Origin of the sequence: Amycolatopsis sp. NPDC049688 (assembly GCF_040674975.1) — a bacterium.
Lineage (GTDB): Bacteria > Actinomycetota > Actinomycetes > Mycobacteriales > Pseudonocardiaceae > Amycolatopsis.
Genome location: NZ_JBFANY010000001.1, coordinates 891180 through 902767 on the forward strand (window position 1 = coordinate 891180; position 11588 = coordinate 902767).

Genomic DNA, 11588 nt, shown 5'->3' on the forward strand with positions numbered 1-11588 from the left:
ACAAGGGAGCACCGCATGATCCACCAACTGATCTTCGCCCACCCCAAGCCGGGGATGAGCGAGCAGGAGTTCCAGCGCTACTGGGTCGAAGAGCACGCGGTCCGGTACGCCGCCAAGATCCCGCAGATCCGGAAGTACCTGATCGACACGCGCATCCCGTTCGGACCGGAGCCGGAAGATCCGATGTGGAGCGGGGTCGCGGAGATCTGGCTGGCCAACGACGAGGAGCAGCTGGCCTCCCTGCAGACCGACGAGTTCCTCAACGGCGCCCGCCTCGACGAGCCGCGCTGGGCGGCCTTCTGGCGCACGGTCGTCCTCGACACCGACGCGCACGAGGTCGTGCCCGGCCCGGCCGACGCGGGCGGGGTCAAGCTGATCCAGCTGGTCAAGCGCCGCGAAGGGCTGCCGCTGGCCGAGTTCCGCGAACGGCTGCGGGGCAAGTACGCCGACCTCGCCGCCGAGGTCCCCGGGCTGCGCCGGTACCTGCAGGGCACCACCCGCGACGGCTACTACGGCGTCGGCGAGGCCCTGCTGGACGCGGCGCAGCAGCTGTGGTTCGACGACACCGACGCCCTCGCGGCGGCGCTGGAGTCACCGGCGTACCAGCGGGCCCACGAGGAGCTGCTGTCCATTGTGGAGCCCCGGTACGTGCACGAGCTGGTCGTCCGCGAAAACTGGATCATCGGTCCCGAGCCGCGCTGAACCCCGGACTCCCCAGGCCGCCGTCCGCACCGGACGGCGGCCTTCCCGTGCCAGGAGGAGGTTCCCCGTGCCGCCCGTGCTCTTCCGCGACATCCGGGTGTTCGACGGCCACGACGTACGGCCGAGGACCAGCGTGCTCGTCGACGGCGGCCGGATCGCCGCGGTCGGCGACGACCTGACGGCGTCCGGCGCCGACGTCGTCCCGGGCGCGGGCCGGACGTTGCTGCCCGGCCTGATCGACGCGCACGTGCACATCACGTCCTCCGGGCTGCGGCACGGCTTCGCCTTCGGCGTCACCACGCAGCTCGACATGTTCGCCGACCCGGCGGTGCTGCGGGTGGTCCGGGCCGAGGCCGCCCGCGGCGGGGCGGTCTCGGACGTCCGGTCGGCGGGGATCGGCGCCACCGCGCCCGGCGGGCACCCGGCCCAGCTGGTCCACCACGGACTGTTCGGGCCGTTCCCGGCGCTGGCGTCGCGGTCGGACGCGCCCGCGTTCGTCGCGGCGCGCGTGGCCGAGGGATCGGACTACCTGAAGGTGTTCGCGTCCTCGGTGCCGGGGGAGGGGCACCGGCCGTCGCTGACCGCGGACGCGGTGGCCGCGCTGGTCGCGGCCGCGCACGAGCACGGGCTCCTGGCGGTGGTGCACGCGATGGACGTGCGGTCCGCGCTGGCGGCCGTCCGCGCCGGCGCCGACGGTCTCGCGCACCTGCCGTTCGACCGGCCGCCCGGACCGGGGTTCGCCGCGGAACTCGCGGCGCGGGACGTCTTCGTGGTGCCGACGCTGACCGTGCTGGAGTCCTTCTGCGGCCGGCCGGGCGCTTGCGGGCCCGAGGCCACGCGGGTGCTGGACCCGGCGGCCCTGGCGAATCTCGCGGCCCCGATGGCACCGGAGGCGGCCGACGGCTACGCGGCCGGGTATGCGGCCGGAGCGGTGGCGCCGCTGGCCCGGGCGGGGGTGTGCGTGCTCGCGGGGACCGACGCCGGCGCGCCCGGGACCGCGCACGGGCTGAGCCTGCACCGGGAGCTGGCGTTGCTGGTCGAGGCGGGGCTCACCCCCCGGGCGGCCCTGACGGCGGCGACTTCGGCACCGGCGCGGCGGTTCGGGCTCGCCGACCGCGGCGAGATCGCGGTGGGGAAGCGGGCGGACCTGGTGGTGGTGGCGGGTGACCCGCTGACGGACATCTACGCGACGCGGCGGCTGGTCGCGGTGTGCCGGGAGGGTGTGCTGCACGAGGGGGGAGCAGGCTGAGCACCCGAAAGGGAGGCGCCCGCCGGTCCCTGGGAAGACCGGCGGGCGCCTGCTCTGGGGTGGGTGGTTCAGTCGTTGACGCCCGCGGCGACCGGCGCCGTCGCGGCCGCGGTGCTCCGGCCGCGCAGGAAGATCGTCGCCACCGCCGCGCCGAACAACGCGATCAGCGCCGCCGTCAGCAGGCCCGCGTGCAGGCCGCTCGTCGTCGCCGCCACCGTGTCGCCTGTACTTTCCAGGCTCGCCGTGCGGGCCGTGACCACCGCCGCGAGCACCGGCAGCCACACCGCGCTGCCCAGCTGCTGCGCCGTCTGGGCCAGGCCGCCCGCCAGGCCCTGCTTGTCGTCCGGCAGCCCCGACGTCACCGTGATGTTGAACGCGATGACCGCCGTCACGTGGCCGAAGCCGAGGCCGATGTTGGTCAGCACCAGCAGCGTGAAGTTGCCGCTCTGCGGCAGCAGCACCATCAGGCCGGTCGACACCGCCTGCAGCAGCAGCCCGCAGACGAGCGCGCGCGGCACGCCGAGCGCGCCGATCGTCTTGTTCCCGATCAGCCCGCCGATCACCGCGGAACCCCCGAGGGGGATCAGCGACAGGCCGGTGCGCATCGGGCTGTACCCCAGCACGTCCTGCATGTACAGCGTCTCCAGCACGGTCGCGCCACCGCACATGCCGAAGGTGATGAACCCGGCCAGCCCGCCCCACTTCACCGACCGCCGCTTCAGGACGTCCAACGGTGCCAGTGGCGCCGGGTGTTTCGCTTCGGCGTAGAGGAACAGGCCCAGGAACACCACCCCGGCGGCGAGCGTGCCGATCGTCGCCGCGCTGCCCCAGCCGGCGCTGTCGCCGGTCGAGATGCCGTAGACGAGCGCCAGGATGCCGGCCGTGGCGAGGACGGCGCCGGGCACGTCGAGCCGGGCGGCGTTCGCGTCCTTGCTCTCCTCCAGCAGCGCGATCGCGGCGACGAACACGACGCCGCCGATGATCGCCAGCAGCAGCATGGTCCAGCGCCAGCTGAGGGCGCCGGTGATGATGCCGCCGCTGATCACGCCGACGATGAAGCCGAGCATCAGCACCGCGCCGTTGACGCTGAGCGCCTTCTGCCGTTCCGGTCCCTCGCGGAACGACGTCGTCAGCAGCGACATCGCCGACGGGCCGACCATCGCCGCGCCGATGCCCTGCCCGGCGCGGGCCAGGATGAGCAGCCACGGCGTTTCGGCGAGCCCGCCGGCGAGCGAGAACACCGTGAACAGGGCGACGCCGATGAGGAACAGGCGGCGGCGGCCGAACAGGTCGGACGCCCGCCCGAACAGCAGCAGGAACCCGGCGATGAACAGGATGAAGGCGGTCATCACCCACTGCAGGTCCGCGGTGGAGGTGAAGCCGAGGTCGTGCCCGATCGCGGGCAGGGCCACGCTGACGATCGAAAAGTCGAGCGCGACCATGAACTGCGATGCGCAGAGCATGATGAGGAGGAGCCAGCGCCGGGCGCCGAAGCGCGTGGGCGGGTCCGGCCGGGATGCGTCAGTAGCCATGGGACCAGCCTGGGGCACGCGTCGCGCGCGTGGAGAGCCTGAACCAGTCGTGGTATTGGCAGTACCAGCATGGGCCGGTTCTGGCTGACCGCGCCGGCCGGGGCGCATGCTGGCTCGAGGCCGTGCCGATCCCGGCCGCCATCCCCCAGTCCTCCTCCCAGAAGGAGCCAGCCATGCATTCACTCGACGTCGCCGCGGCGACCGAGGACCCGATCCGCCGGATCCCGTCCGGCTTCATGCTCGGCAGCAAGACCCTGGCCCGCGGCGCGGAACTGGGGTTCGTCGAGTCGGACTTCTACTTCGTCGGCCGCGGCGGGGTACTGGGCGACGTCGACTCCGACGTCGTCGCGGCGGGCTTCACGTTCGTCAACGCCGAGTCGCTGCGGGTGGTGTGGGAGCGCAGCCGCGACGTGCTGCCGCGGCAGGAGGCGTCGGTCGAGTTCGCGGCGTGCGCCGCCGACTGGGCCCAGGAGCACATCCCGGACGAGTTCGACGCGGCCCGCCTGGCCGAGCTCCTGGACCCGGTGGTCGCGGCGGCCGGCCCCGAGCTGGCCCCGGTGTTCGCCGGCTGGCGGGCCCTGGAGGTCCCGGCCGAGCCGAAGGCGCACGCGTTGCACCAGCTCAACGTCCTGCGCGAGCTGCGCGGGGCGCGCCACATGGTCGCGGTGCTCGCGGGCGACCTGGCCCCGCAGGACGCGCTGCGCTACCACTCGCCGTCGGTGATCTGGGACCTGTTCGGCTGGCCGGGCCAGCTGGAGGCCTCCCGCGTCCGCCAGGTCGGCAAGCGCTGGCAGAGCGCGATCGACGTGACCAACCAGCTGCTGGCCCCGGTGTTCGACGTCCTCTCGGACGCCGAGCGCGGCGAGCTGGTGACGTTGCTGCAGTACCTGCTGACGGTGACGTCCTGACCGAGCACGTGGAAAAGGCCACCCGGGTCGTCCCGGGTGGCCTTTTCCGCGCTCAGGATCCGGCGCGGTAGCGGTGGATGAGCGACGCGGCCATGGCGCCTTCGCCGACGCCGGACGCGATCCGCTTCACCGAGCCGGCCCGCGCGTCCCCGGCCGCGAACACGCCCGGCATGTTCGTCTCCAGCAGGAACGGCGGCCGCGGGAGGTCCCAGCCGTCGTCCGGTGGCAGGTCCGGGCCCGTCAGGAGGAACCCGTGGCCGTCCCGGGCCACCGCGTCCGCCAGCCACTCCGTGCGCGGCCGCGCGCCGATGAACGTGAACAGGTACTCCGCGTCCTCCGTGGACACCCGGCCGGTGCGGCGGTCGCACAGGGTCAGCCGGCGCAGGCGGTCGTCGCCGTCCACCGCCACCACCGTCGTGTCCAGGCGGACGTCGATCGCCGGGTGGCGGCGGATCTCGTCGATCAGGTAACGCGACATCGAAGCCTCCAAAGAGGACCCGCGCACCAGCAGGGTCACCCGCGACGCGTGCTCGGCGAAGTGCAGCGCCGCCTGGCCCGCCGAGTTCGCCCCGCCGACGATCCACGCGTGCCCCCGCGCGCACGTCGTCGTCTCCGAAGTCGTGGCCCCGTAGTAGATCCCGGCCCCTTCGAACCGCTCGGCGCCCGCCGCTTCCAGGCGCTGGTACGCCAGGCCCGTCGCGAGGAGCACGGCGCCCGCCGTCACTTCCCGGCCGTCCGAAAGGCACAGCACCCGGGCCCGCCCCGCCGCGCGCAACGCGACCGCCGAAACCGGCGCCAGGATGTCGGTGCCGAACCGGCGGGCCTGCGCCACCGCACGCCGGGTCAGCTCCGCGCCCGACACCCCGGCCGGGAAGCCCAGGTAGTTCTCGATCCGGCTCGACGTGCCCGCCTGCCCGCCCGGGACGTAGGCGTCCACCAGCAGCGTGCTCAGCCCCTCGGACGAGCCGTAGACGGCCGCCGCCAGCCCGGTCGGGCCGCCGCCGACGATCACCGTGTCGTAGTGCGGCCGGTCCACCGCCGGGGCGAGCCCGAGCACCTCGGCCAGCTCCCGGTGCGTCGGCTGGGACAGCCGGGTCCCGTCGGGCAGGTGCACCCGCGGCCACGCCGTGCCCTCGGCGTCGGCCCCGCCGGCGGTGGTGACGTCGACGAAGCGGAACGGCTGCTGGTGGCGGGTCAGGAAGTCGCGCAGGCGGTGCGTGGCGGGCGCGAACGGGTGGCCCACCACGCGGATGCCGCCGTAGGGCGGGCAGTAGGCCGCCTCCCAGGACGCGAGCAGGTCGTCGAGCACCGGGTAGAGCCGCTCCTCCGGCGGCTCCCACGGCTTGACGAGGTAGTGGTCCAGCCGCACCTCGTTGATCGCGGTGATCGCGACGGCCGTGTCCGCGTACGCCGTCAGCAGCACCTTCTTGGCCGCGGGGAAGCGTTCCTTCGCCTGCCCGAGGAACTCGGTGCCGGTCATCTCCGGCATCCGCTGGTCCACCAGCAGCAACGCCGCTTCGGTGCCGCGCTCGCGGAGCGTGTCGAGGATCCCCAGCGCCGCCCGGGGCGTGCCGGTGGCCAGGACGCGGTACCGGTCGCGGTAGCGGCCGAGGTCCCGCCTCAGCGCGCTGAGGACGGTCGGGTCGTCGTCGACGACCAGCAGGGCGGGTGCGGACTGCTTGGCGGTCACCATGATCGCAGTGTCCGCGCCGCACGCACGCGGGTGCGATCCGGACGTCACGAAGTCCGCCGAGGTACCCCCGAACCGACGCCCGGCGCCCGGCCCGACTTGTCGAAGTGACGGTGCCGTAAGGCTTTTCCCTGGCTCCGCGGCGGATCCGGTTGCTTCACTGGCTTCAGCCCGGATCCCGGGATTCCACCGCACCAGCACGGGAGTGCCGATGTCCAAGAAGATCCTGTACGTGCTCTCCGAGTACGGCTACTGGGGTGAGGAGCTGCTCGGCCCGGTGACCGCCACCGACGCGGCCGGCTACGAGAGCGTGTTCGCCACCCCCAACGGGAAACGGCCGCAGGCGCTGCCGCCGAGCCTCGACCCCGGCTACGTCGACCCGCCGCTGGGCCGCTCGGTCACCACGCCCGAGGTCGCCGTCGCCGCGCGCGAACTCGACGAGTCCGCCCGGCTGGACGACCCGCTGAGCCTGGCCGAGCTGATCCCGGAACGGCCGTACAACAGCGAGCCCGGGTTCCTGCGGCTGATCGAGGCGTACTACCGCGAACTGTCCACTCTGGACGCCGAAGTCGAGCGGTACGACGCGCTGGTCATCGTCGGCGGCAGCGGCCCGATCGTCGACCTGGCCAACAACGGGCGCCTGCACGAGCTGATCCTCGCCTTCGTCCGCGCGGACAAGCCGGTCGTCGGCGAGTGCTACGGCGTCGCGCCGCTGGCCTTCGCCCGCGACTGGGAGGACCGGACCAGCATCATCCGCGGCAAGCACGTCACCGGCCACTGCAAGGAGTACGACTACAAGGACGGCACCGGGTTCGTCGGCGTCGACTTCAACATGGGGCCGCCGCCGTACCCGCTCGAGTACATCCTCCGCGACGCCACCGCCCCCGACGGCCGCTACCACGGCAACGTCGGCAAGGAGACGTCGGTGATCGTCGACTACCCGTTCATCACCGCCCGGTCCACGCCGGACTCGTTCCTCGCCGGCCAGAAGCTGGTCGAGGTGCTGGAACAGGGTCTGCGCCGCTTCGGCTGGTAGTCAGCGACGGACAAAGGAGAGCACGATGACCGCACGCGCGGGCCGGGTGGCGATGCTGGAGCAGTTCGCCGCCGACGGCATGACCCGGATGTTCGGCAACCCGGGCACGGTGGAACAGGGCTTCCTCGACGAGCTCGGGAACTTCCCCGGCCTCGGCTACGTGCTGGGCCTGCAGGAGGCGGCGGTCGTCGGGATCGCCGACGGGTACGCCCGGGCCGGCGGCCGGCCGGCGCTCGTCCAGCTGCACACGGGCGTCGGCCTCGGCAACGGGATCGGCATGCTCTACCAGGCCATGCGGGGGCACTCGCCGCTGGTCGTGATCGCGGGCGAGGCCGGCGTCCGCTACGACGCCCTCGACGCGCAGATGGCGGCCGACCTCGTCGCCATGGCGCGCCCGGTGACGAAGTACGCGACGCGGGTGCTGCACCCCGGCTCGCTGCTGCGGGTGCTGCGGCGGGCGGTGAAGATCGCGATGACCCCGCCGCGCGGCCCGGTGTTCGTCTCGCTGCCGATGGACGTGCTCGACGAGCTCACCACCGAGCCCGCGGTGCGCACGGTCGTCCCGACCCGCGCGGTGCTGCCGGTGCCGGGCGAGCTCGACCGGGCGGCCGCGCTGCTGGCGTCGGCGCGGCAGCCGATCGTGCTGCTCGGCGACGGCGTCTCGGTGTCCGGCGCGCAGGCCGAGCTGACCCGGGTGGCCGAGCTGCTCAACGCGCCGGTGTGGGGGGTCAACGACTCCGAGGTCAACATGGACACCACGCACCCGCTCTACCGCGGGCAGCTCGGGCACATGTTCGGCACGCACAGCGCGGGCATCGTCGGCACGGCCGACGCGGTGCTCATCGCGGGCACCTACGTCTTCCCCGAGGTGTTCCCCGAGCTGCGCAACCCGTTCGCGCCGGGCGCGAAGATCGTCCACGTCGACCTGAACGACTACGAGGTGGCGAAGAACTTCCCGGTGGACGTGCCGCTGGTGGCCGACCCGAAGCCGACCCTGGCCGCCCTCGGCGACCTGCTCGCCGACGAGCTGCCCGACACCGGCTGGACCGACCTGGCCCGCCACACCTGGACCGCCCCGGAGGTGACCGACGACAGCCCGCTGGCCGAGCGGTTCGCCGCCGCCCTGGCCGCGCAGGCCGGTCCGGACCTGGTGGTGTTCGACGAGGCGCTGACCGCGTCACCCGGGCTGGTCAAGCACCTCCCGCCGCGCGTGCCGGGGAACTACTTCCTCACCCGTGGCGGCTCCCTCGGCGTCGGCATCACCGGCGCGATCGGCGCGAAGCTGGCCCGGCCGGAGGCCGAGGTCGTCGGGTTCACCGGCGACGGCGGCAGCATGTACACCCCGCAGGCGCTGTGGACGGCCGCCCGCTACGGCATCGCCGCCCGGTTCGTCGTCTGCAACAACGGCCGCTACCGGCTGCTGGACCACAACCTCGACCAGTACCGGGCCGAACGCGGCATCGAACCGCACGAGTACCCCGGCGCGTTCGCGCTCGGCGACCCGGAGATCGGGTTCGTCGAGCTCGCCGCGGCCATGGGCGTCGACGGCGTCCGCGTGGCCAAGGCGTCCGAAGTGGACGAAGCCGTCGAACGGATGCTGGCCGCCACCGGGCCGTTCCTGATCGACCTGGTGACGGCGTGAGCGGGGGAGCGCGATGAAACAGCTGGTGCCGCGCGAAGGCGGCGTGCTGACCGGGCGGACGATCGCGATCCTGCTGGAGGCCGACTACGTCGAACCGGAACTGCACTACTACGAACGCCGGTTCGCCGAAGAGGGCGCCACCGTCCGCTGGCTCACCCGGCTCTGGGGCCAGGACTCGCTGACCTTCACCGGGCACGAGTTCGGCCTGCCGGTGACCGTCGACGACGACCTCGAGCAGGTCGACGACGACACCCTCGCCGGGTTCGACGCGCTGATCGTGCCCTCGGGCATGGTCTCCGACCGCCTGCGCTACACCGAGGACGCGGCCCGGCTCGCGCCGGCCGTGGACCTGCTGCGCCGGGCGTTCGGCATGCCGGGAGTGCTCAAGGGCGTGATCTGCCACGGCCTGTGGCTCGTGTCGCCGATCCCCGAGCACGTCCGCGGCCGCCGGGTGACCGCGCACGTGAACCTGCTCGGCGACGTGCGCAACATGGGCGCGGTCTACACCGACCAGGACGTCGTCGTCGACGGCGACCTGGTCACCGCGCGCAGCGCCGACCACTGCCACCTGTTCGCCCGCGCGCTCATCGACCTGGTCGCGGCGCGCTCGGCGCGGCGGCCCCGCCGGTGGCGCCGCGCGAGCTGAGCCCTGCACTGTCCACTTCGGATCTTTCGGCCGGGAGTGCCTGCCATGACCGACTTCCCCTTCTCCGACCTGGTGGCCGCGCGCGTCACCGGCTACGACCGCCGCACCCGGGTGGCCGACCTGCGCACGCACGACGGCCGGCCGGTCCGCGCCGAGCTGACCCCGACGACGTCGGCCCGGTTCCTGCACAACCTCGGCGAGCCCGGCGCCGACGCCACCGGCGAGCTCGACGAGCTCCTGGAGCCGGGCCGCCCGCTGTTCGCCTACGGCGTGTTCTACCCGGACCGCGGCGGGCACGTGTTCGAGGCCAAGGACATCGTGTTCTGCGGCCGCGGCGCCACCGAGTACGCGTTCGAACAGCGCGGGTGGTGGGTCCGGCAGCTGGCCGAGCTGGCCCGGTTCTACCGCCGGGCCCAGTTCGGCACCGCCGCGCACGCCGACTTCGCCGACTACCGCACGGTCCTGCGCCTGGGCGGCGACAAGAGCGACCACCACGTGCAGGAAACCGACACGATCTCGCGGCTGGTCTACGGGATGGCGTCGGCGTTCCTGCTCACCGGCGAAGAGGACTACCTGCGGGTCGCCGAGAGCGGCACCGAGTACCTGCGCGAGCACATGCGGTTCGTCGACCGCGACGAGGACGTCGTCTACTGGTACCACGGGATCGACGTCCGCGGCGGCTACCACGAGAAGCTGTTCACCTCCGAGTTCGGCGACGACTACCACGCCATCCCGGCCTACGAGCAGATCTACGCCCTCGCCGGCCCGGCCCAGACCTACCGGATCACCGGCGACCCGCGGATCGCCGAGGACGCCGAAGCGACGCTGCGGTTGTTCCGCCGCTTCTTCCGGGACCCCGAGCACGGCGGCTACTTCTCGCACATCGACCCGCTCCGGCTGAGCCCGCACGAGGAGTCGCTCGGGCCGAACCGCGCGCGCAAGAACTGGAACTCGATCGGCGACCACGCCCCGGCGTACCTGGTCAACCTGTTCCTCGCGACCGGCGACGAGCGGCACGCGGACATGCTGGAGGAGACGTTCGACCTGATCGTCGAACACTTCCCGGACGAGGGCAGCCCCTTCGTGCGCGAACGCTTCCACGCCGACTGGACGCCCGACACCGGCCACGGCTGGCAGCAGGACCGCGCGGTGGTCGGGCACAACCTCAAGATCGCCTGGAACCTGATGCGGATGAACGCGATCCGCCCCAAGGCGGCCTACCGGGAACTGGCCGCCCGGATCGGCAAGTCCCTGCCCGAGTACGGTGCCGACCTCCGCCGCGGCGGCTGGTACGACGTCGTCGAGCGGACACCGGCGCCCGGGCACGGCCGGCACCGGTTCGTCTGGCACGACCGCAAGGCGTGGTGGCAGCAGGAACAGGCGATCCTCGCCTACCTGGTGCTCGCGGGCAACGGCGGCGACCCGGCCTTCCTCGACCAGGCCCGGCAGGCTTCGGCGTTCTACAACGCCTTCTTCCTCGACCACGACGAGGGCGGCGTCTACTTCAACGTGCTCGCCTCCGGCATCCCCTACCTGCTCGGCACCGAGCGGCTGAAGGGCAGCCACTCGATGAGCATGTACCACGCCTCCGAGCTGTGCTACCTGGCCACCGTGTACCAGCGGCTGCTGATCGGCGGCGAGCCGCTGTCCCTGTGGTTCCGCCCGCGCCCGGACGGCTTCCCCGGCCGGGTGCTGCGGGTGGCGCCGGACGCGCTGCCGCCGGGCCGGGTCCGGCTGGACTGGGTCGAGGTCGACGGCCGCCCGTACGCCGACTACGACCCCGAACGGCTGCTGGTGCGCCTGCCCGGCAGCGACAGCGAACTGACCGTCTGCGCCCACCTCTCGCCGGTGGACCGCTGATCGCCCGATGAAGACCGGAGAAACGCCATGGAAGTCGCGAAGTACATGCAGGGCGCGGTCACCGTGATCGCGCTGGACGGGGAACTCGACAGCAGCACCGCCGCCCGGGTGCACGAGCAGCTCGGCGACCTGGTGCCGCCGCGCGGGCTGGTGCTCATCGACCTCGGCAAGACGTCGTACATGTCCAGCGCGGGGCTGCGGGTCCTGCTGCTGGTCTACCGGCAGGCGCAGGCCAACGGGGCCCGGCTGGCGCTCGCGTGCGCCCCGCCGGACGTGCGCGAGGTGATGGCGGCGACCGGGTTCCTCGGCTTCTTCACCGTGAG

General features: G+C 73.0%; 10 protein-coding genes. 8 read left to right on the top strand and 2 right to left on the bottom strand.

Annotated elements, in window-relative coordinates; all coding sequences use genetic code 11:
• The first annotated feature begins 15 nt into the window (after nucleotides 1–15).
• Both AB0J55_RS03680 and AB0J55_RS03685 read left to right on the top strand, forming a co-directional pair.
• On the top strand, nucleotides 16–702 hold the full coding sequence (locus AB0J55_RS03680) for an EthD domain-containing protein (RefSeq protein ID WP_364242281.1): 687 nt from the start codon (nucleotides 16–18) through the stop codon (nucleotides 700–702).
• A 67-nt stretch (nucleotides 703–769) separates the two neighbouring features.
• Entirely contained in the window at nucleotides 770–1951 is a 1182-nt protein-coding gene (locus AB0J55_RS03685) for an amidohydrolase family protein (protein WP_364242284.1), read from the top strand.
• 68 nt (nucleotides 1952–2019) lie between these two features.
• Here AB0J55_RS03685 and AB0J55_RS03690 read toward each other — a convergent pair whose 3' ends face one another.
• Entirely contained in the window at nucleotides 2020–3483 is a 1464-nt protein-coding gene (locus tag AB0J55_RS03690) for an MFS transporter (protein ID WP_364242286.1), read from the bottom strand.
• 173 nt (nucleotides 3484–3656) lie between these two features.
• Between AB0J55_RS03690 and AB0J55_RS03695 the strand changes: the two genes are divergently transcribed.
• Nucleotides 3657–4391 carry a hypothetical protein gene (locus AB0J55_RS03695; protein WP_364242288.1) on the top strand — a complete coding sequence of 245 codons (735 nt, stop codon included), beginning with the start codon at nucleotides 3657–3659 and terminating at the stop codon, nucleotides 4389–4391.
• 52 nt (nucleotides 4392–4443) lie between these two features.
• On the opposite strand, the gene AB0J55_RS03700 is transcribed toward AB0J55_RS03695, so the two are convergent.
• The gene (locus AB0J55_RS03700; protein WP_364242291.1) at nucleotides 4444–6084 is read right to left on the bottom strand and encodes an FAD-dependent oxidoreductase; all 1641 of its coding nucleotides are present in this window, start codon (nucleotides 6082–6084) and stop codon (nucleotides 4444–4446) included.
• A gap of 208 nt (nucleotides 6085–6292) precedes the next feature.
• Here AB0J55_RS03700 and AB0J55_RS03705 point away from each other — a divergent pair, with 208 nt between their 5' ends.
• The 5 genes from AB0J55_RS03705 to AB0J55_RS03725 form a co-directional block, all read left to right on the top strand.
• Nucleotides 6293–7117: a type 1 glutamine amidotransferase domain-containing protein gene (locus AB0J55_RS03705; protein ID WP_364242294.1), complete on the top strand. Its 825-nt coding sequence runs from the start codon at nucleotides 6293–6295 to the stop codon at nucleotides 7115–7117.
• Nucleotides 7118–7142: 25 nt separating this feature from the next.
• A complete protein-coding gene (locus tag AB0J55_RS03710) occupies nucleotides 7143–8759 on the top strand; it encodes a thiamine pyrophosphate-binding protein (RefSeq protein ID WP_364242297.1) in 1617 nt (538 codons plus the stop codon).
• 13 nt (nucleotides 8760–8772) lie between these two features.
• Nucleotides 8773–9405: a DJ-1/PfpI family protein gene (locus AB0J55_RS03715; protein WP_364242299.1), complete on the top strand. Its 633-nt coding sequence runs from the start codon at nucleotides 8773–8775 to the stop codon at nucleotides 9403–9405.
• A gap of 45 nt (nucleotides 9406–9450) precedes the next feature.
• Complete coding sequence (locus tag AB0J55_RS03720) at nucleotides 9451–11265, top strand: AGE family epimerase/isomerase (protein ID WP_364242302.1); 1815 nt, start codon at nucleotides 9451–9453, stop codon at nucleotides 11263–11265.
• 27 nt (nucleotides 11266–11292) lie between these two features.
• A partial coding sequence (locus AB0J55_RS03725) for an STAS domain-containing protein (RefSeq protein WP_364242305.1) occupies nucleotides 11293–11588 on the top strand: 296 nt, incomplete at its 3' end.